Below are 20893 nucleotides of genomic sequence, written 5' to 3'. Positions count from 1 at the left end.
GCAGTGAGTACAGTGGAAGTTATTATTTTAGCTATTATTCAGGGGCTTACTGAGTTTTTACCTATTTCGTCGTCGGCGCACCTTATTTTACCGTCAGCAGTGTTTGGCTGGCAGGATCAAGGTATTGTTTTTGATGTTGCTGTACATGTTGGCACGTTGCTAGCAGTGATGTTGTATTTTCGTCATGATATAGGCCAGTTAACACTAGGCTGGGTGCATAGCCTTAGTGGGAAGCACAGTATGGAAAGTAAGCTGGCCTGGTGGGTAATATTGGCAACAATACCGGCAGGACTTGCCGGCTTGCTGGCGGCAAAAGCAGACGTAGTGGATACCTTATTGCGCTCTCCCTGGATTATTGCCTTTACGACTATCGTGTTTGGTTTTGCGTTGTGGTGGGCTGATGCAACAGCAAAGCAGCAACAGAGCATGGACACATTAAGCTGGAAACAGGCGTTGTTTATTGGTGTTGCTCAGGCGCTATCCATTGTGCCGGGTACATCACGCTCAGGCATTACGATGACCGCTGCAATGCTTATCGGGTTAGATAAGGTAAGTGCAGCCCGTTTTTCGTTTTTGTTATCCATACCTATTATTGTGTTAAGTGGCGGTTATCAAGCCAGCAAACTATTGTCAGAACCTGAACGATTTGATGTGACGGGTATTGCATTAGGTATGGGATTGTCATTTATTTGCGCGTTGGTTTGCATTCACTTTTTCCTGAAAATTATCAGCCGTATGGGCATGTTTCCGTTTGTTGTTTACCGTTTGTTATTAGGTGTCGGCTTGATTATTTTCCTCGGCTGGTTTGCCGGCTAAGTATTTAGGCATTGCTGTTTAGCGGCTTTTATTGCCGCTAAGCGCGAGCGCTGCAAGCCTTGCTTTATCGCTTCACCTGTCAGGCCCTGAGCAACAAGCTCTTTTGCGCTAACCTTGCGTGCCGCTTGCGCCAGTATTTTCAGGTATTCAGCCTGTGCATATTCAGCAAGTTCAAAGCCTGTGCGGCCGCGTAAGTCGGCCATACAACAAAGTAAGATATCGTCCAGCCGCTGTGGCTTGCGCCATAAATCTACCGCATCAAATAGTTTTAGCACCGTGCTGCTTTTTAGCTGATTAGCGCGGTGAATAATCTGGTGATATTCGCAGACTAAAAGTGCAAGATCGCGACAGTCGTTTGGTACCCGTAAGTGGTCACAAAGCTGGCTGATAAGTGGTAAGCCGCTATGCTCATGGCCATGATGTGACGGCCAAAGCTCAGGTTTGGTAACACCTTTACCTAAATCATGTACTAAAGCTGCAAAGCGGATATCAATACGAGGGGACAGCAGTGCCGCTTGCTGCAGCACCATTAACGTATGTACGCCGGTATCAATTTCCGGGTGCCATTTTGGCGGCTGCGGCACGCCCCATAACGCGGAAAGCTCCGGCATTAATACCGATAACGCGCCGGTATCATAGAGTAATTGAAAATACGCCTGTGGCGTTTGCTCACTAAGTGCTTTAGCGGTTTCTTGCCATACCCGCTCGGGAGTAAGTGTACTGAGTTCAGTGCTCAGCTGCTGCATTAATACTTGGGTTTCTGGTGCAACACTAAAGCCTAAATGCGCGTAGCGGGCATAAAAACGTGCCACGCGCAGCACTCGTAAGGGATCTTCAGCAAAGGCTTCAGAGACATGCCGCAGTATTTTTTGCTCAATATCTGCCACACCACCAAAAGGGTCAATCACACTATCATCATCGGCTTGAGCAATAGCGTTAATGGTTAAATCTCGGCGCAATAAATCTTGCTCTAAGGTGACATCGGGTGCGGCATAAACCGTAAAACCGGTATAGCCTTTACCACTTTTACGCTCGGTTCGTGCCAGTGCGTGTTCTTCTTTGGTTTCTGGATGTAAAAACACCGGAAAGTCTTTACCAACTTGCTGGTAACCCAAATCCAGCATTTGCTGCGGCGTAGCACCTACTACCACCCAGTCACGCTCGTGAAACGGGTAGCCTAAAAGACTATCTCTAACTGCACCACCTACCAGATATCGTTGCACCGGCTTTCCTGTTGCCATTTTTTTTGCCATTATACCCGTCGCCTTTCAAAATGCACGGTCGCAACAAATGGCAGCGCCCTAACCAGCAGGAAGCAGAATGTATACCGGATTTTTCGGCTTAACCAGTGCCCCATTTTCCATAGCACCTAACCCGGATTTTATGTACCTGAGTCCACGTCATGCCGAAGCGCTGGCACACTTGCGCTTTGGCTTGGGCGAGGCGGGGGGCTTTGTCTTATTAACCGGTGAAGTAGGAACCGGCAAAACCACCGTGTCGCGTTGTTTGTTGCAAGAGTTAGATGAGCGTGCTGAAGTAGCATTTATTCTAAACCCTACCTTGTCTGAGCTGGAGCTGTTGGCCGCTATTTGTGATGAGCTTAAAATTCGCTACAAAAAAAGTGATGCCAGCTTAAAAATGCTCGGCGATAAAATTAAAGCGCGCTTATTGAAAAACCATGCTGCTGGGAAGCATACCTTACTGATTATTGACGAAGCGCAGCATTTACAGCCAGCAGTGCTGGAGCAACTGCGTTTATTAACCAACCTTGAAACCAATACCCGCAAGTTGCTGCAAGTCATTCTGATTGGCCAGCCTGAGTTACAGCAATTACTTAAGCGCAATGATTTACGCCAGCTGGCACAGCGTATTACCGCGCGATATCACTTGTTGCCACTGGATCTGGATGAAGTAAAACACTATTTGAAGTATCGGTTGCAAGTAGCAGGTTGCAGCAGGCCCGTGTTCTCCGACAGTGCAATTAAAAGGTTATATCAGCTAAGTGGAGGTATACCGCGCTTAGTTAATCTTATGGCTGACAGGGCATTGCTTGGTGCTTACAGTCAACAGCAGGCGATGGTAAATGACAAGCTGGTTAACCTGGCGGCTGGCGAAATATTGCCGTTGTCTGAACAAACACAAAAAGCGCCTTTGCCGCGCTGGTTCTGGCCAGTAATGGGGGTTTGCGCTATAGTGCTGGGCTTTAGTATGGCGTTGGTGCTGATGCCCTTGTTGCGCAGTGGATAACGTAAACGTGTTTATCGAGAACAACAATGTCAATTTTAATGGCTGCACTTAAACAGCAAACTCAAGCCAACCCCACGGCAGGCGATAATCATTCGTTTTGGCGAAAATTGGCCTTGGTGCTGGCGCTGTTACTGGCATTGATGACGGGGGCCGTAGTCGCATACCTGTTAACACCAGTATTGCAACCTGCGCTACTACCCGCAGCGAAACCGGAACCGGTTCAGGTTGCTGCCCCAGAAAAAATATTCGCAACGTTAAATGTTGATGCTAACCCGTCCCATAGCAATAGAACAAAGGTTCAACTTGAAGCTGAGTTAGCACAGGTGATATCTCCAGTACCAGCCCCTGTTGTTGAAACCTTAAGCGCAGCTCCGGCAATCAAAACCGTGACAGTGGGTACCGCAGCGGCCGAACCAGTACCACAGACGGCAGTAACGTCAGCAATAGCCGCAGAGCAAGAGCCAGTGGTTGAGGTGTCTGCAGAACTGCGAGATATGTTTGCCTCTGCGCTACAAGCCTCAGAACAAAACCTGAGACAACCCGCCGCGCCGCCACGCAATGCTAGCCCGGCTACAGATATTAATAGCCTAAGCCAGACTCTACAGCAGCAGATCCCGGCATTGCGCTTTGACGCGCATGTTTATGCCACGCGTGCAAATCAGCGTTGGGTTAAGGTTAACGGCAAAAACCTGCAGGAAGGGCAATGGATTACTGCCGAGATCCGAATTAAAGAAATTATGCCGCAGTATGTGTTGATGGAGCGAGGTGAGCTGTTATTTAGTATGGCAGCGTTATCTTCCTGGGCCGGTTAACTTTGTAAAATAAACTGATTAAAAAATTTATTTATATCAATGCCATATTCATCAGCATTCACCGCAGATTTAATGGCATCGTTACACTTAGCATTGGCAAGGTCTACCGTAACTGGTGTTAAGTGGCGGCGTTGTTTGACGTTGTAAAACACTTTTACTTTTGGGCAGGTTAGGCTGTTGGGATTATTTTCTAATACTAACGCCAGTTTTTCACTGTCCATGAGTACCAGAGTGCCTGGTGGATACATACCAACGGCGGCGATAAATTGCTTCACTAAGGCTAAATCAAAGTGTGACGGGCTGTCAGTGCGAAGAATTTTTAGTGCTTTGACGCAGCTTTGTCCGCTTTTATACACGCGTTGTGCGGTAATGGCGTCGTAAGTATCAACAATGGCAATCATGCGGGCGTAAAAAGAAATTTGCTCTTGTGCTAACCCTGCCGGGTACCCATTGCCATCCAGGCGTTCATGATGGTTTGCCGCTACATCTATACTTATCGGTGAAATGCCTTCGGTTTGCTGCAAAATGTCACGACTAAACTCAACATGCTTTCGCATAATGACAAATTCTGCTTCTGTCAGCCGTCCGGGTTTATTTAAAATAGTGTTGGGCACTTTAATTTTGCCAATATCATGCAGTAAGGCACCGGTTGCCAATTCAACAATAATGTCTTCATCTAGTTTCAGGTATTTGGCAAAAATACTCATTAAAATGGACACATTGACCGAGTGTTCCAATAAGTACGCATCTTTGTCGCGTATTCTGCTGATACACAGCAAGGCGTCTTGATTGCGAAATACAGAATCAATAAAACCTTCAGCGCAACGACGAAAGTCGGCTACGCTGACCGCCTTGCCGTTAGTGATATCAGCAAATGCGCGTGCTTGCAGAGATTTGGCTTCTGAGTAGAGTAACTGTGCATTTTTAAGTTCTTGCGCCATGCTGAGTTTTTTCATGCTCTGCCGCACGGAGAGTGATGGTGTGTCGGCTGCTGATATGGCTTGCGTGAACTGGCTTTCCTCAGAACTGTCGAGTTCTAAGGCCTGTTGTTTGGATGAATCAATATTAAGCAGCCGCACACCTTTACGTCGAAGTTGCTCAATTTGTGTTGCAGACGTAATGAGGCCATTTACGTGTAAGTTTTTAGCACCTTGCGCATCGACAACGTACATGCCGCATATTAACTGGTCTATGGTAATGGTTTTCAAGTACTGCTCATATCACTCTGGCATCTGTAAACAAGAGTAGTTGAGCAAAATGGCTTATTCAAGGGCTTAGTTTAGAGAACATTAATGTTAGATGTAATTACGTACATCTAAACCAAATTTTTTCAAATCAATGCAACCGTCGATTTGTTCTTCCTGTTGGCGGGATAAGTCTACTACCTTGGCCGGGATATGGTGTTGATGCGCACTGTGATAAAACACTTTAACTTTAGGCAATAATGGTTTTTTAGCATTATTTTCCAGCACAAGCGCCAGTTTGCCGCTGCTAAGTTTTACCACCGAGCCAGGTGGGTAAATACCAATACATTTGATAAATAATTGTAGTAACTCTGCATCTAACTTATGTGGAGCACGTTCAAGTAACATTCGTGTTGCCGCTAACGTGCCGAGCTTGCTGGTTTGCGGTGAAGTGAGCTTTTCATAGCTGTTGACGATAGCCAACAGGCGGCTGCCTTTGTCTATCTGACTTGCGGTAATTTTCGGTGAGCCGCTGCCATCTAAGTGGGCACAGTGTTGGCTGATCCAAAGTGAAATTTTGCCGGATAAGTTTTCAGTTTTTTGTAGCGCATTTAAACTGGTTGGAATGGCGACATAATCTTCAGCATTGAGGTAATTTGGGCTTATTGCTTTGCCAATATCGTGCAGTAATGCCGCAGTAATTAATGCCTGCACTTTATGCGATGGTAAACCAATATAACGGGCAAATGCCGCCATATATACGGCGCAACTAATGCTATGTTGCAGCAGATTATCGCTTTGTTCAGCAATACGATTTAAGCAAAGCAAAACATCCTGATTACGGCTAATAGAGTCCGCAAGGCCTGCGCTCACTTCATCTACCAGTGTTAAATCAATACTCCCGCCGAAACGCACTGCATCCAGTACTTGCCGTTGAACTTTATGGCTTTGCACTAGCGCACGTTCTGCTTTGGGCCATTCGTCGCTGAAGGCAATTTTAGGCGGAGGCGTTTCTTCACTGATGCTTGCGGCTGGTAAAGGCGCTTTCGTCGTTATGGTTTCAGCTGATGGAGTCTCAGGTAGTTGTCTGGCAGGGTCAATTAAAAGGACTTTTACCCCTTTTTGCTTTAGCAAAGCGACTGCCTGAGCCGTTCTTACCCAGCCAGCATGTTTAACCACGACTTCGCCTGTTTGCTGCAATACTTGCACGACATAGCTGCCTGGTTGCAAATCGACGATGTTGACTTCCTGATAGGCCATTGTCTGTTAACCTTACTCCCGCTTTAAACTAAGGTGAAAATTATAACGCATCCTACTTAACCATAAATTAACAAAGAGGTGGTTTGTCATAATCTTGCGATAGCATGAGGTATACCATAGCATAAAGCCCGCGGCCGCGGGCTTTATCGTTTATTGGGCAGGGTAGGGTACTAGCCCGCGTTGTCGGCCATTGTCATCAGCGATGCATTCCCCCCTGCAGCAGTGGTGTTGATGGTAATGGTTTTTTCGGTTACCAAACGCTGTAATAAACGTGGCCCGGCCGGGGCAGTAATTAGCGGCAATATTGCACCTTCACGTGCGGCGAGTAACTCTGCACACAAGGGTTTAACTGCACTGCTAACATCGACCATGGCACCCGCTAAGTCCTGGTGCGCTAACAGTGTTGTTAAGCAATCTATTCGTACCACGGCGACTAAATGTTGCGGCATACCCGCCAACAGCAAAGCCTTAATGCACGCTTCAGCTTCTGCTAAATCAGTGTCTTCCACGGCGGTAATAACGGCATTACCTGCTGCCAGCGCGGTAATAATAGCTAACAGCCAGTGACTAAAAGCACTGCTATCATCACGCACCAGCGCTAATATGCCACGTGGGTCTAGCACCAATACGTTGGTTTCACCGGTGGGGCCTGGCAAGGTTATGGGCTTTTGCAAATCACGTTCTACCCGTTGCAGTTTTTGCTGAGCCAGGGTTAACACTTGCTCTAAGTCAGGCTCTTGTTTAGTAACCACTGCATTTGACGCCAACGATGCCAGAAACTGGCGTAACACTGAGGTACGCTGGTTAATGTTAGTTCTTGCCCATTGCTGCTGCGCTACGGCAGCGGTTGGCATGGCATAGGCCACGGCATTGCTGGTGGTTTCACTTAGCAAACGGTGGCGCTTTTGCTCACTGAGCTCAGCGCAGCAGACATCTACATTATCTTTAACTAACCGGGTTAAATACAGCGGGCCACCTGCTTTGGGGCCGGTACCGGATAAACCGCGGCCGCCAAAAGGTTGTACTCCGACGACTGCGCCAATCATGTTACGGTTTACATAGATATTGCCTGCTTTAATATCGCGGGCCACACGCTGGGTAAACTGTTCAATGCGGCTGTGAACACCCATGGTAAGGCCATAGCCGGTGGCATTAATCTGGCTGATAATGTTGTCCAGCTCGTCCGCTTTAAAACGGATAATGTGCACCACAGGGCCAAATACTTCGCGTTCCAGTACGGTTAAATCTGCAATTTCATACAGGCGTGGTGCGAAAAAATAATGGCGATCGCCTGATGGAATTTTGCATTCGTAATGTAAGGTGGCTTTATCGGCCAGGTACTGCACATGACTGGTCAGACGCTCGTGCGCCTTTGCGTCGATTACCGGGCCTAAGTCAGTGCTAAGCCACATTGGGTCGCCAACATGCAGCTCGGCCATTGCGCCTTTTAGCATGGTAATAATTTTGTCGGCCACGTCTTCTTGCAAAAACAGCACCCGCAACGCTGAACAGCGCTGGCCGGCACTTTGAAAACCGGAAGAAATTACATCATCCACCACTTGCTCAGGCAGAGCCGTAGAGTCTACAATCATGCAGTTTTGACCGCCGGTTTCAGCAATAAGTGGTACCGGTTCGTCGCCGCGTTCCGCCAGCTTACGGGCAATCCAGCAACCTGTTTCTGTTGAACCAGTGAACATTACCCCCTGAATGCGACTATCTGGGACAATATGCTCGCCAACTTGACGGCCTGGGGCAATAACCAGTTGAACCACATGCTCAGGCATGCCGCATTCACGCATAATCTCTAAGGTGCGTAGCGCTATCAGGCTGGTTTGTTCTGCGGGTTTTGCCACGACGGTATTACCCACAACAATAGCCGCCGCTACCTGACCTAAGAATATGGCTAGCGGGAAATTCCACGGGCTGATACATAAAAATACGCCACGTGCTTGCTGTGGTTGGCTGAACAGTTCTTCGGCGCGTGCAGCATAATAGCGACAAAAATCAATAGCCTCACGGACTTCGGCAACGCTATCGCCCAGCGTTTTGCCGGCTTCTTTTATGCAAAGTGCCAGTAGTTCATTGCGATGGGTTTCTAACGCATCGCCAATACGGCGCAGCAATGCCGCACGTTCAGCAATATCGGTGGCAGCCCATGATGAAAAAGCCGTATCGGCATTGGCTAAAATGCGTTGCATATGCTCAGCATCGGCATATTGCAGGTAACCTATTACTTCATCCAATTTTGCCGGGTTGGTTACTGGCACCGCATTGGGCTGTACGTTATTTTGTATTATGCCGTCAAACCATTGCGTCATGGCCGCTTTTACCGGTTCCAGCTGATCAATTTCAGTTAAATCCAGGCCGTTGGAGTTTAACCGTTCCGCGCCATAAAGCTTTGCAGGTAATGGGATTTGTTGGTTACGTTTTTTCGACCAGCCGCGCACAACTTCAACCGGATCGCTTAGTAAAGACTCTACCGGAATGCTCTCATCCACGATGTTGTTGACGAAAGAGCTATTGGCACCGTTTTCTAATAAACGGCGTACCAAATAAGCCAGTAAGTCGGAGTGCTCGCCAACCGGAGCATAAATGCGGCAAGGGATTTTATCGTTGATAACAATTTCGTCGTACAGTGCATCCCCCATGCCGTGTAAACGCTGGAACTCAAAACCGCTATAGTCTTTAGTCATTTCCATAATGGTCGCAACAGTGTAAGCGTTATGGGTGGCAAACTGCGGGTAGATGCTGTCACGGTAGTTAAGCATTTTTTTGGCGCAGGCTTGATACGACACATCAGTAGCAGGTTTGCGGCTAAACACCGGAAAATCGTTAAAGCCCTCAAGCTGGCTTACTTTAATTTCGGTATCCCAGTAGGCGCCTTTGACCAACCGCACCATCATTTTACGGCCTACTTTTACCGTGAGTTCGCGCAGCCATTCAATAACATGGATACCCCGTTTTTGGTAAGCTTGTACCGCCAGACCAAAGCCTTCCCAGCCATCAAGTGCTGGATCGCTAAAAACGGCTTCAATAATGTCCAGCGAAATATCCAGTCGGTCAGCCTCTTCGGCATCAATAGTAAAGCCAATATCATAGGCTTTGGCAGCCAGTGCCAGTTGTTTTACACGCGGTATCAATTCTTCCATTACGCGATCACGGTGGCTAAATTCATATCGTGGATGGATAGCCGACAATTTTACCGAAATACCCGGACTATTAAACGGGCCTCGGCCTTTTGCCGCTTTACCAATGGTATCGATGGCACGCATATAACTATCAAAATAACGGTCTGCATCCGCCATCGTGCGGGCGCCTTCGCCCAGCATATCGTAAGAATAGCGGAAGCCTTTACTTTCCATGTCAGTGGCGCGTTCCAGCGCTGCGCTGATAGTCGTGCCCATAACAAACTGCGCGCCCATAATTTGCATGGCGTAACGCACCGCTTGGCGTATAACGGGTTCACCTAAACGGCCACAGGTGCGTTTTAATAAACCAAATTGCTGTCTTTTTTGCTCATCGGAGTAGTTCACCAGTTTACCGGTAAGCAGCAAGCCCCAAGCGGAAGCATTAACAAAAACCGAGCTACTGTTACCCAGGTGCGAACTCCAGTCACCTTGCGATAGTTTGTCGCGGATCAACCTGTCAGCGGTGGTTTTATCCGGTACCCGCAACAGCGCTTCGGCCAGGCACATCAGTACCAAACCTTCTTCAGTAGACAGTGAGAATTCATTAAGTAGTGCGTCTACACCGCCTTTACCCACTTGGGCTTGACGGATAGTTAGCACTAACTGGCGAGCTCTCTCCCAGGCGCGGCTGCGCGCGTTAACACCGATATCGGCTAGGGGTAAAAGAAATTCCAGTACCTTATCTTCATCAGCACGATAGTAGTTACGAATGGTTTGACGCAGCGGTTGAGTAGCAACCAGGGAACCGTTATACAACATGGCAGTAAGCTTCCTGACAACAATTAAGAGAGCGGCATTTTATTCAAATGTCTGCAGTATAGGGTGGTTATTTTTGTCATATAACCCTATATAATTCTGACAAAATGACACTAAACCAGAAAAGTAGCTGCAATGAATATACCTCTGAAAAGTAAAGCGCTGGACCGGATCGATATCAGTATTCTTGATACCTTGCAGCGTGATGGCCGAATTGCCAATGTCGACCTGGCAAAAAAGGTAAATTTAAGTGCCAGTCCATGTATCGACCGGGTTAAACGGCTGGAAAAAGAAGGTTACATTGATGGCTTTGGTGCCAGGCTTAATGCCGCCAAGTTAGGTTTTGGCACTGCCGCTTTTATACAGGTTACGCTGGACAGAACCACCAGTGAAGTATTTGATCAGTTTCGCGATGCGGTGGTGCAAATCCCGCAGGTTGCAGAATGCCATATGGTGGCAGGTGGCTTTGATTATTTATTGAAACTGCGGCTACCCAATATGGATGCCTATCGGGATATTCTGGCGTTGATTGTCGACTTACCCGGTGTTGCACAAACACATACTTACGTGGTGATAGAGCAAGTGAAAAATGACCGCGGATTACCGCTTAAAGCAGCAGATAGCCCGCCAGTAGCGGGCTAAAGCAGATTACATCCAACGCTCGCTATTGCGACGTTTGGGCATGATTAAAGGTAACACTAACCCAAAAATGAGGCCGGCAAGTAGTATCAAAGAACCCAGTACCATGGGTTTTTGCCAAACGGACGTTTGGGTTGCTTCAACCTGTACTTTTAGTTGCTCATAAGCACTGTTGGCTTGCTCAAGTTGGTCTTGTGCGTTCTTACGTTCTGCAACAGCCTGATTAAGTTCGCTATTTAACTGGTCGCGCTGTTGCTGCAGGGCTTGCACGGTTTCATTGTGGTTAGCATATTCCGTTTTAAGCTGCTCCAGCTGATACACTAAACCTGGTGTATAGGTAACATATTCTTTTGGCAACCAGCCGGTTTTATTGTCTTCAAACTGTATCTGAGCATAGCCAGTATCAGCATCTTCACCTAAATAGGTAACACTTTGACCTGCGTTTAAGGTACCAACAATACGGTACTGGTTACTTGGGCCAGAATGAAGATAAACAAATAAAGCATCACTGATAAAAGCGGGTTTGGTTTCTGCCTGTGCGACAGCCGAAGTGGAAAGGCTTAACCAGCATGTAGAAAATAATACCAGTAAGGTGCTTTTAATTAATCTGAACATAGGTATCCTGAGCTTATTTTTATAAAACAGCTTTGCAGCCAACACCTTGGATGATAGGGAGTTGCGCGGCAATTGACAAGGTTTAATACGGTCACGCGCCTTGCGGTGCCCGCCATAGCAAACAGAGTAGCAGATGAGTACTGAACTTGAGCTGAAGTTTTTAATGGACCCAGCGCATTTAACACAATTTATTACCGCACTACCTCAACTAGGGTTAGTGCAAAGCAGCGATACGGCTACTTTACTTAATGCGTATTTTGATACGGCCGAAAAATGGTTTCGTCAGCATGATATGGGGCTGCGCAGCCGTTTAAAGCGCGGCCAGTACGAACAAACCATAAAACTGGCAGGTACGCAGCATGGCGCTATGCAAATGCGGCCGGAATACAATGCGCCTTGTGCCAGCGTGGAGCCGGTACTTGGCCATTTCCCTGACGAAATCTGGCCAAGTGGCACCGACGTTATGGCGCTACAGCAACAACTAACCGAGCTTTTTCGCACCGACTTTAGCCGACAAAGTTGGCGCTTGTTGTGCAGTGATGGCAGCATTGTTGAGCTGGTTTACGACCAAGGTAAGGTTATTGCCGGTACACAGCAGCAGATTATTGCTGAATTAGAAATTGAGCTTGTTAGCGGCAACGCCCTAAATGTGTTTACGATGGCGCGTATCCTGTTGCAACAACTGCCTTTACGCACCGGGTGGCAGAGTAAAGCCGCGCGGGGTTATCGACTGGCGGCTAAGCAAGCTATCCCTTTGCCTGTGGTAGCCGAGGATACTTTATTAGCGCAAATTCAGACTTTGCAGCAAGCCGAGGCATGCTATGAACAGCATGCTGAGCAAAAAGCACTGGATGCAGCTATATTGGCACTAACGGTGCTGGCTGCATTGCTGCAACCTGTTGTGGCACTGCGTCCATTGCACATCCAGGCAGTAAAGTTTGCCAATGAACTTGCTACCGGAACAAGAGTGTTTGACCGCAAAGACTATAATTTGTGGTTACTGGCATTATCTGAATACCTTTATCGCAATGCCTGAACCGGAGTGAGGAATGAGTTCATACAATGTTGTTATGTCGGCGTACCTGTTACAGATTAGCAGTCGTTTTGATCTCACCTTACTGTCGGATGCGCAGCAACAGCAGCTAACCCGGTTGCTCAGTGCCAGTAGTTTTATTGGCCGCACCTTGCAGCAGCAACCAGAATTACTTGTTGAGTTTTGCGCCCCGTCTTCACTCGCGTCTGCGTTACAAAGCAATGCCGCGCTGGAAATTGACTTAAATTTACTCCCTGAAACAGAAGTTTTTGCGGTGCTGCGACGTTTTCGCAATGCGCAGTTATGCCGTATTTTGGCGGCGGATATTTTGCAGTTACACGACATTAGTGCCAGTTTGCATTATGTTTCGCAATTAGCTGACCGCTTGATTAATGCCGCTTATCAATGGGCGTACCAGCAATTGTCGCAACAGTGGGGCACTCCGCTGGACGAGCAGGGTAAGCCAATGCCGCTATTAATTTTAGGCATGGGTAAGCTGGGCGGCGGCGAGCTTAATTTTTCCTCTGATATCGATCTGATATTTACCTACCCGGCTAATGGAGAAACTCAAGGTGGACGGCGTAGTACCGAGCACCAGCAGTTTTTTACTAAGCTAGGGCAAAAGCTGATTGCCGCGTTGCACCAGGTCACCGCTGACGGTTTTGTCTACCGGGTAGATATGCGTTTAAGGCCTTTTGGCGACAGCGGCCCTTTGGTGCTGAGTTTTGCTGCGATGGAAGATTACTATCAGGAGCAAGGGCGGGAGTGGGAACGCTACGCCATGTTAAAAGCCCGGGTATTAAACCCGGATGGCGAACACAGTGACGAATTAAAAAAACTGCTTAAACCCTTCATTTATCGTCGTTATATCGATTTCTCAGCAATTGAATCGTTGCGACGAATGAAGCAGCAAATAGAGCAGGAAAATCGGCGTTTAAACCGGCGTGACAATATTAAGCTGGGTATCGGGGGCATTCGCGAAGTTGAATTTATCGTGCAAACCTTGCAGTTGATCCGTGGTGGCCGTATTCCGGCAATGCAACAACCGTCGCTACTCAAAGCACTAACCGTATTGTCGGCAGAACACATTCTGACTACACAGCAGGCGGATGAGTTACGCGACGATTATTTGTGGCTGCGCACTGTAGAACAAGCACTGCAGGGGATAGACGATCAACAAACTCAAACCCTGCCGCAAGAGCCGTTGTTACAGGCACAACTGCTGTCTGCATTAAACCTTGTTAGCTGGGCGACGTTACAGCAGCAGGTTGATACCGCTATGGCAAGAGTACATCAGCAATTTAAACTTGTTATCGACAACGGTGAGGACCCCGACCAGCAGGAAATTACTCTGGGCAAATTGATTTGGGACAGTGAGCAAAGCGCAGATGAATTAGCCAGCCAGCTAGATTGGTTGACGCTTGAGCAGGGCAAAATCCTTATAGAGCAACTGCAGCAGTTTAAACAAGACTGCCAAAAGCGCAGCGTTGGCCCACGTGGCCGTGACTTTCTGGCTAAGCTAATCCCGCTGCTGCTGCATATGTTGCAACAGCAACAAGCGCAACCTACCGTTTTAGCCCGGGTGTTGGGAGTATTTAAGCAAATTGTTACCCGTACAGCGTATTTGGAATTGCTGTTTGAGAATAGCGATGCGCTGCAACAGCTGGTGTTACTGTGCAACCAAAGTGGTTGGTTGGCAGAGCAGCTAGCACGCTACCCTATGTTGTTGGATGAACTTATTGACCCGGCGCAACTTTATCAGGTAGCCACCAAAGCTGACTATCATGACCGGCTTCGGCAGCTTCTGCTGCGGGTTAGTGCTGACGACTTAGAATTATTGATGGAAACGTTGCGGCAGTATAAACAAGCGCAGCAGTTACGCATTGCGGCCGCCGATATTAGTGGCGTGTTACCGCTAATGAAAGTGAGTGATCATCTTACCTGGCTGGCAGAGGTTATAATGGCGCAGGTTGTCGAGCTGGCCTGGCAGCAAATGAGTGCACGTTACGGTGAACCTGCGAATGCTTCTGCCGACGACAAAGGATTAGCTGTGCTGGCCTATGGCAAGCTCGGTGGTTTAGAGCTGGGCTATGGCTCTGATTTGGATTTGGTGTTTGTGCATAATTGCGACAGCCAAGCGTCAACCGGTGGTGAACGGCCTATTGATTCTAAACAGTTTTATTTAAAGCTGGTACAACGTGTACTGCATCTTTGTACCACCCGTACCAACAGTGGCGTGCTCTATGACATTGACACCCGATTGCGGCCATCGGGCAATTCTGGTTTGCTGGCGATTAATATTGAAACCTATAGCCAATATTTGCAGCAAGAAGCCTGGACGTGGGAGCATCAAGCGTTAGTTCGCGCCAGAGCAATTTATGGCAGTCAGGCATTGCAACAGCGTTTTACGCAGATCCGCCAACAGGTATTAAGTTTGCCAAGGCCATTAGCTAAGTTGCGCCAAGATGTGGTAGAAATGCGCGATAAATTGCGGCAACACCACGGGCTTGACGCTGATGATCCGAAACACAGTGTTGGCGGAATTGTTGATTTAGAGTTTATTAGTCAGTATCTGGTGTTGGCTTACGCAGCAGAAGATGCTGCTCTTTACCAATACAGTGACAATATTCGTATTTTGGCAGCTTCGGCTAAGCATGGTCTGTTAGCAGAAGACCAAATGCAACAATTGCAGCAGGCGTATCAACTATTGCGCGGGGCTGGACATCGACAAACATTGGCACCGGCAACCTTACCGTCACTTGATAGCCTGCAAAGCGCCAAGCAGCAAGTTGAAAAGGTCTGGCAGCAGTTATTTACGCCTATCGCACCGGCGTAAATAAGCAGCAACACTTCAATGGCACTATTTCAATGGGGTATTGGCTTTCATACAATTTAATTGCAAATGCTCATTGGCTTTGTCGGTAACAATAGCGGCGCGCTCTCGTGGGCAGTAATAGGCCAGCACCGGGGTTGAGAAATCCGGCGCGATGGCAGCGGCAATCTCATCGATAGTTTCTATCAAGCTTGTGTTGGTTTGAAAATACTGTTTAACCACATAATCTCGCGGCAGAGTCCAGTAAAGCGCTATGCCCTCAGCTTGTGCATATTCGGTAAGTTTGGTTTTTATGGTGTCACCTTCACGGAAGCGTCTGTCCTTAACCATACCTCGCCAGTTACTTTCCCCAGGTGGCACTACAGTGCGACGGCGCTCTAATTGCAGCGTTAGCTTGTCGCTGGTGTCAGGTAAGGTAATTTTAAACTTACCCAGTTCTTTAGCGCCATCTTCAATAGAGCCCCGAATTTTGCTGTAAAACTCACTAAAACCCTCGGCTGCGGCATTGACGGTGTCTTTACGAAACAAAAAATCGGGTTTGGTTAAAATGGCATAGGCTAACCCACCAAGTATCAGTAAAAATATAATATTGCGGATCCAAAACCCCATAACTTAATCTCCTTTGTACAATGATGGCATCCCGGCATCTGGTCGGGTTTTAAAGCGTCGGTGCAGCCACATATATTGTTCAGGCTGGCGTAGTATAGCTTGCTCCACCCATTGGTTAACCTTAATAACGTCGGCTGTGTCATCTCCGGTAGGAAATGGCGTTAGCGCAGGCAAAGCCTCTACTTGATAGCCCTTGTTGCCAGATAAACGACTGGTTATCACTGGTATAACGACGCAATTTGCAGCGTTGGCAAACAGCAGCGTCCCTGTAGTAGTTGCGGTATCTGCTACCGCGAAAAAAGGCACAAATAACGACCGGTTTCTGCCGTAGTCCTGATCCGGCAAATAAAAACACACTTCCTGCTGGTTTAGCGCACTAATTAACCCTTTTACATCACGCTTGCCTACCATATATTTATTGGCTTTATTTCGGCCGTGATACTGCAGATAATCCATCAGCGGGTTATTGTGTGGCCGGTAAAAACCGACACTGGGATGCGTAAGGCCAAATACCCGACAGGCGCCTTCTAAATGTAAAAAATGTGCCGCAAGCAATAGCACCCCTTTTCCCTCAGCTACAGCAGCTTGTATATGTTCATAGCCACTAAAATGGGCCAATTTTCTAATGCGCCATGTTGGCCACCACCAGCCAATAACGGTGTCAAACAAGGCTTTACCGGTTTCTTCGAAATTGCGTTTTACTAAGGCATTTTGCTCTGTTTCAGGCATTTGTGGGAAACATAGCGCGATATTACGCTTAGCCACTTTGCGTCGTGATGAAAGTGTGCGATGCAACAAACGCCCGAAGCCCTTGCCGAGTAACATTAACACTGAATAAGGCAACCAACTGATAAGCCAAAGTAAGCCTGCACCGAGCCACAATAACCAATATTTTGGCAGCAAAAAGCGCCAGCTAAACTGCGGAGCCTGAACCACGCGATACCCTCAGCAAAAAAAACCTGCGCTATTGTAGCGAAAAACGGCGGTAGCGATAGGAAAAACTGGTAAGAGGTTCACCGCAGGCGCGGTGAACCTGAACAAAGGCTAGTTAGTAAGCGCTTGGTTAACGGCCATCAAGTCTTGTTCAGACAAGTTGCCTGCCGCTTGTTTAAGTTGCAGCATGGTGACAATGTAGTTGTAACGTGCACCAGATAAGTTACGGCGTGCTTCGAACAGGTTGCGGGTACTTTGCAGTACGTCAACAATAGTACGGGTACCTACTTCAAAACCGGTTTCGGTAGCGTTTAATGCACTTTCTGCCGACACTACCGCTTGCTCTAATGCTTTGATAGATGAAATCTGAGCATTAACGCCGTTAAAAGAGCTACGTACCTGACGAATAACTGCACGATGATTAAGCTCTACCGTCTGGCTAACTTCAACATAGTTCGCTTTTGCTACTTCAACTTCTGCGTTAACTCCGCCACCACTGTATATCGGTACGGCTAACGAGATACCAGCAGAGCTACTTTCGCTGCGGTCCATACCCGATACTTTACCTGTACCAAGTTCAGCACTCAGAGACAGCGTAGGGTAGTGGCCGGTTTCTGCCAGAGTGATGTCTTTGTCCGCAATGTCTAATAACACACGTTGGCTTTTTAATGTCAGGTTGTTGTCTTGTGCCAGCTTAACCCAATCTTGCACTTGGGACGGGCTTGGCGTGCCCGGCGAAAATTTATCGGTGTTAAGTGAGGCTAAGCTCTCATGATACTGACCGGTAATTTCACGTAAAAACTCACGGGCATTTTCCAGCTCGTTTTCGGCAGCTATTTCGCGGGCTACGGCACTGTCGTACTGCGCTTGCGCTTCATGTACGTCGGTAATCGCGGTAAGACCAACGGCAAAGCGTTGCTTGGTTTGCTCTAGTTGACGCTCAATAGCGCGTTTCTCTGCCTGTGCAAAACCTAAATCATCTACGGCGCTTAGCACGTCAAAATAGGTGTTAGTTACCCGGACAATTAAGTTTTGCACTTCGCTGTCGTATGCTGTTTGTACTTGCAATGCCACTTGCTCTGCGCGGTTTAAGCGCTCCCAGCGGCCCCAATCGAATAAGCTTTGTGCTAATGAAATACTGGCGGAGTTGGCGTTGGGGGCATCTAATCCGTAACTACTGCTATCATTGCGACCAAAACTGGCAGAAGCTGTGATACTAGGTAGTAAACTTGCACGAGACACGTCTATACCACGGGCCGCGCGATCACGCGATGCAGCAGCACGTAACACCGTTGGGTCTTTTTGCGTCGCTAACTGATATATTTCTTGCAGGTCTGCAGCGGAAATCTGCAGGCTGAACAATCCAAAAGAAGATGCTAACAAAGTATTGAGTAAAGTTTTTTTCATGTCTACCAATCCTGGCCAGATAAAAGGAAACTGCATAAATGATACTCTGTTAAGGTAAACTAGGTAATCATTAAACCGTAAAGTTACCCGCAAGAGTGTAACAGAATGTGAGTATAGCAATGTCTAAATTCAACTTTGACCAGTATCCCTCATTTGGTTTGCAAGATCTTGATGTTATCGACAAAACTACGGTTTTTCAGGGTTTTTTTCGTTTGGATCGTTACACCTTAAGGCATAAGCTGTTTGCTGGCGGTTGGAGCGAACCGATGAAGCGTGAAGTATTTGAGCGAGGTCATGCGGTTGTGGTGCTGCCGTATAACGCGCAAACGGATGAGCTGGTATTGATTGAACAGTTTCGCGTTGGTGCCGCCAGTAGCAGTGCCAGCCCTTGGTTATTAGAAGTTATCGCGGGCATGATTGAGCCGGGCGAAAGCGCTGAACAAGTGGCAATACGAGAAGCGGAAGAAGAGGCTGGGTTAACAATCAACGAGCTTTGGCCTATGCTTAGCTACTTATCTAGTCCGGGTGGCACGACAGAACGTATTCAACTGTTCCTAGGCAGGCTAACACAGCCGGTACAACCTGGCGTGTTTGGTTTGGCCGAAGAACATGAAGACATAAAAGTGCACGTTTTATCGCGTACTGACGCCATGCAGTTGCTGGCCGAGCAAAAAATTGATAATGCAGCCAGTGTCATTGCCCTGCAATGGCTGGCGCTTAATCTAAACCAGGTAAAACAACGCTGGGGAGACTGACGTGTGGTTTAACCGCAGTAAATACAAACCAAAATTGCCTGACTTTTTGGCACTGTGTGAGCGAAATTATGCACAGTTAAATCGCTATGTATCTCACGAAGCTGGTGATGGTCAGTCGACCGTTATTCAGGTGTCGGAACAACACAGTTATCGACTTACGGTAATTGACGTGGCACGCTTTACCACCACGCTACAAATAGAACTTGTTGATCAGCACGAGCATTATTTCCGGCCGAATTTTGTCGTGCGGTTATATCATGATGCCCGGGTCGCAGAAGTGCTGGCCTGTCAACAAATCAGCCGCTTTAAAGCACGTTATGATTACCCCAATACCGATATGTTGCAACCTGATGAGAAGCGGCAAATTAACTTGCTGCTGCGGGACTGGTTAAAATTATGCGCCGTCCAGGGTTATACGAATCAGGAGTTGGTATTCGGTTAATGGTATATCAGTTTTCTAACAAAGCGCGGTATCGCCTGGCTCAAATTACAGATTGTCATTTACTGGCAAATGTTAACGGCTATTATCAGCAGGTGCAGCCTGCGATGCACCTGGCGGCCATCGTCGAGCAATTAATTTTAGAACAGCCTGATGCTGTGCTGTTAACTGGCGACGTGACGCAAGATCACAGTGTTGCATCTTATCAATTGCTGGCGCGGTTGTTAGCGCCGCTGAGTTGTCCGATTTTTTGCTTACCCGGAAACCATGATGACACGGCTGAACTTGCACGTTTATGTCAGCACCCCCCCTTTCGCGCTGAACGCAGTTTGCAGTTGGGTGATTGGCAACTCTTGCTACTTAATACCAAAGGTGACATGCCTGCCGGCGCGTTTTCAGAAGCTGAACAGCGATGGCTGCAAACCCAGTGCGAACAAAGTACTGCATCAGCGCTGTGGTTGTTTTGTCACCATCACCCCAAAGCGTTGAACTGTTTTATTGACAAGCATGGCCAGTTGCAAGCGCAGGCGTTGTGGCAAGCTATTGCTGCTGAACCTCGTGTTCTTGGTATTGCACATGGGCATGCGCACTATGCTTATCATCAGGTTCACCAAAGGGTCGATATTGTGGGTTGCCCCGCTAGCTCTGTGCAGTTCTTACCGACAGCAGATTGGCAAACGGTAGATCTGGGTCCACAGTGGTGCGACTGGGTGTTTAGTGCTGACCAGGGGGTTAGTTGGCAGTTTCGCCATCTTGAAATAATGGTTAAACATAACAATGAATAAAAAAGTAGTTTATTTACATGGCTTTGCCAGTTCCTCTCAATCTGAAAAAGCACAATTAACGACCGCGTTTTTTGCCCGATATTACTCACACATTGATTTTACGGCGTTAGATTTACCTTATGAACCCACATCGGCGTTAGCATTAATTAAACACCATATTGGCGCCAGGCGAGATGTGGCGCTGATAGGCAGTTCGCTGGGGGGCTTTTTAGCCACCTGTATTGCGGAGCAAATACAATGCCGTGCCTGCCTTATTAACCCTGCCGTTGCGCCCCATAAAGTGCTGGATAAACATCTTGGGCGTTATTTTCACCCCGTACTGCAACAGCATTATGATGTGACGCCTGCACAGATGACCGTATTGGCGCAGTTAATGCCGCCGCAATTGCTTCAGCCAGAGAATTACCTGCTTATGTTGCAAAGCGGCGATGAAGTGTTAGATTACCGACAGGCGCTTAGCTACTATAGAGGCGCTAAAATAAAACTGAGTGAAGGGGGTGATCATAGCTACGTGGGTTATACCAACGAGTTAGATGCTATTGCCAACTTTTGCCAACTCGCGTAAAACGCGTTTAATCCTAT

The 20893-nt window shown here is 47.7% G+C and carries 18 protein-coding genes; 10 read left to right on the top strand and 8 right to left on the bottom strand.

Annotated elements, in window-relative coordinates; genetic code table 11:
• The first annotated feature begins 3 nt into the window (after positions 1-3).
• A complete protein-coding gene (locus ORJ00_RS05400) occupies positions 4-816 on the top strand; it encodes an undecaprenyl-diphosphate phosphatase (protein WP_027671373.1) in 813 nt (270 codons plus the stop codon).
• Here the strand turns inward: ORJ00_RS05400 and ORJ00_RS05395 are convergent.
• On the bottom strand, positions 813-2069 hold the full coding sequence (locus ORJ00_RS05395) for a multifunctional CCA addition/repair protein (protein WP_306126266.1): 1257 nt from the start codon (positions 2067-2069) through the stop codon (positions 813-815). The two genes, ORJ00_RS05400 and ORJ00_RS05395, sit on opposite strands and share 4 nt — an antisense overlap.
• A 67-nt stretch (positions 2070-2136) precedes the next feature.
• Here ORJ00_RS05395 and ORJ00_RS05390 point away from each other — a divergent pair, with 67 nt between their 5' ends.
• Positions 2137-3063 (top strand): ExeA family protein, encoded by a 927-nt coding sequence (locus tag ORJ00_RS05390; protein ID WP_306139208.1) that lies wholly within the window; start codon positions 2137-2139, stop codon positions 3061-3063.
• 26 nt (positions 3064-3089) lie between these two features.
• Positions 3090-3875, top strand: a complete 786-nt coding sequence (locus ORJ00_RS05385; RefSeq protein ID WP_306139207.1) for a general secretion pathway protein GspB — start codon at positions 3090-3092, stop codon at positions 3873-3875.
• Here the strand turns inward: ORJ00_RS05385 and ORJ00_RS05380 are convergent.
• The 3 genes from ORJ00_RS05380 to putA all read right to left on the bottom strand — a co-directional run bounded on the left by ORJ00_RS05380 (position 3872) and on the right by putA (position 10266).
• Positions 3872-5083 (bottom strand): HD-GYP domain-containing protein, encoded by a 1212-nt coding sequence (locus ORJ00_RS05380; RefSeq protein ID WP_306139206.1) that lies wholly within the window; start codon positions 5081-5083, stop codon positions 3872-3874. The two genes, ORJ00_RS05385 and ORJ00_RS05380, sit on opposite strands and share 4 nt — an antisense overlap.
• Positions 5084-5170: 87 nt before the next feature.
• The gene (locus tag ORJ00_RS05375; RefSeq protein WP_027671368.1) at positions 5171-6319 is read right to left on the bottom strand and encodes a cyclic di-GMP phosphodiesterase; all 1149 of its coding nucleotides are present in this window, start codon (positions 6317-6319) and stop codon (positions 5171-5173) included.
• Between the two features lie 170 nt (positions 6320-6489).
• A complete protein-coding gene (putA, locus tag ORJ00_RS05370) occupies positions 6490-10266 on the bottom strand; it encodes a bifunctional proline dehydrogenase/L-glutamate gamma-semialdehyde dehydrogenase PutA (protein WP_306126270.1) in 3777 nt (1258 codons plus the stop codon).
• A 132-nt stretch (positions 10267-10398) separates the two neighbouring features.
• Here putA and ORJ00_RS05365 point away from each other — a divergent pair, with 132 nt between their 5' ends.
• The gene (locus ORJ00_RS05365) at positions 10399-10905 is read left to right on the top strand and encodes an Lrp/AsnC ligand binding domain-containing protein (protein ID WP_306126271.1); all 507 of its coding nucleotides are present in this window, start codon (positions 10399-10401) and stop codon (positions 10903-10905) included.
• Between the two features lie 6 nt (positions 10906-10911).
• Here ORJ00_RS05365 and ORJ00_RS05360 read toward each other — a convergent pair whose 3' ends face one another.
• On the bottom strand, positions 10912-11517 hold the full coding sequence (locus ORJ00_RS05360) for a TIGR04211 family SH3 domain-containing protein (protein WP_306126272.1): 606 nt from the start codon (positions 11515-11517) through the stop codon (positions 10912-10914).
• Positions 11518-11650: 133 nt separating this feature from the next.
• On the opposite strand from ORJ00_RS05360, the gene ORJ00_RS05355 reads away from it, so the two are divergent.
• Both ORJ00_RS05355 and glnE read left to right on the top strand, forming a co-directional pair.
• On the top strand, positions 11651-12553 hold the full coding sequence (locus tag ORJ00_RS05355; RefSeq protein ID WP_306139205.1) for a CYTH domain-containing protein: 903 nt from the start codon (positions 11651-11653) through the stop codon (positions 12551-12553).
• Between the two features lie 13 nt (positions 12554-12566).
• Positions 12567-15386: a bifunctional [glutamate--ammonia ligase]-adenylyl-L-tyrosine phosphorylase/[glutamate--ammonia-ligase] adenylyltransferase gene (gene glnE, locus ORJ00_RS05350; RefSeq protein WP_306126274.1), complete on the top strand. Its 2820-nt coding sequence runs from the start codon at positions 12567-12569 to the stop codon at positions 15384-15386.
• A 24-nt stretch (positions 15387-15410) separates the two neighbouring features.
• Here the strand turns inward: glnE and ORJ00_RS05345 are convergent, their stop codons facing one another.
• The 3 genes from ORJ00_RS05345 to tolC all read right to left on the bottom strand — a co-directional run bounded on the left by ORJ00_RS05345 (position 15411) and on the right by tolC (position 18332).
• Complete coding sequence (locus ORJ00_RS05345) at positions 15411-15992, bottom strand: TcpQ domain-containing protein (protein WP_306139204.1); 582 nt, start codon at positions 15990-15992, stop codon at positions 15411-15413.
• Between the two features lie 3 nt (positions 15993-15995).
• On the bottom strand, positions 15996-16928 hold the full coding sequence (gene lpxL / locus ORJ00_RS05340; protein ID WP_306126276.1) for an LpxL/LpxP family Kdo(2)-lipid IV(A) lauroyl/palmitoleoyl acyltransferase: 933 nt from the start codon (positions 16926-16928) through the stop codon (positions 15996-15998).
• Between the two features lie 108 nt (positions 16929-17036).
• Complete coding sequence (tolC, locus tag ORJ00_RS05335; protein WP_027671361.1) at positions 17037-18332, bottom strand: outer membrane channel protein TolC; 1296 nt, start codon at positions 18330-18332, stop codon at positions 17037-17039.
• Between the two features lie 119 nt (positions 18333-18451).
• Here tolC and nudF point away from each other — a divergent pair, with 119 nt between their 5' ends.
• From nudF to ORJ00_RS05315, 4 genes are read left to right on the top strand one after another with little or no spacing between them, the layout of a single operon-like run.
• Complete coding sequence (gene nudF / locus ORJ00_RS05330) at positions 18452-19087, top strand: ADP-ribose diphosphatase (RefSeq protein ID WP_306126277.1); 636 nt, start codon at positions 18452-18454, stop codon at positions 19085-19087.
• 1 nt (position 19088) lies between these two features.
• The gene (locus tag ORJ00_RS05325) at positions 19089-19529 is read left to right on the top strand and encodes a DUF1249 domain-containing protein (RefSeq protein WP_027671359.1); all 441 of its coding nucleotides are present in this window, start codon (positions 19089-19091) and stop codon (positions 19527-19529) included.
• A complete protein-coding gene (locus ORJ00_RS05320) occupies positions 19484-20311 on the top strand; it encodes a metallophosphoesterase family protein (RefSeq protein ID WP_306126278.1) in 828 nt (275 codons plus the stop codon). Before ORJ00_RS05325 ends, ORJ00_RS05320 begins: the two co-directional genes overlap by 46 nt.
• On the top strand, positions 20304-20876 hold the full coding sequence (locus tag ORJ00_RS05315; protein WP_306139203.1) for a YqiA/YcfP family alpha/beta fold hydrolase: 573 nt from the start codon (positions 20304-20306) through the stop codon (positions 20874-20876). Before ORJ00_RS05320 ends, ORJ00_RS05315 begins: the two co-directional genes overlap by 8 nt.
• The last annotated feature ends 17 nt before the right edge of the window (positions 20877-20893 follow it).

It is taken from the genome of Rheinheimera baltica (assembly GCF_030731985.1).
Lineage (GTDB): Bacteria > Pseudomonadota > Gammaproteobacteria > Enterobacterales > Alteromonadaceae > Alishewanella > Alishewanella baltica.
The sequence above is the reverse complement of the archived record's forward strand: the minus strand, read 5'-3'. Positions and strand labels throughout refer to the sequence as shown.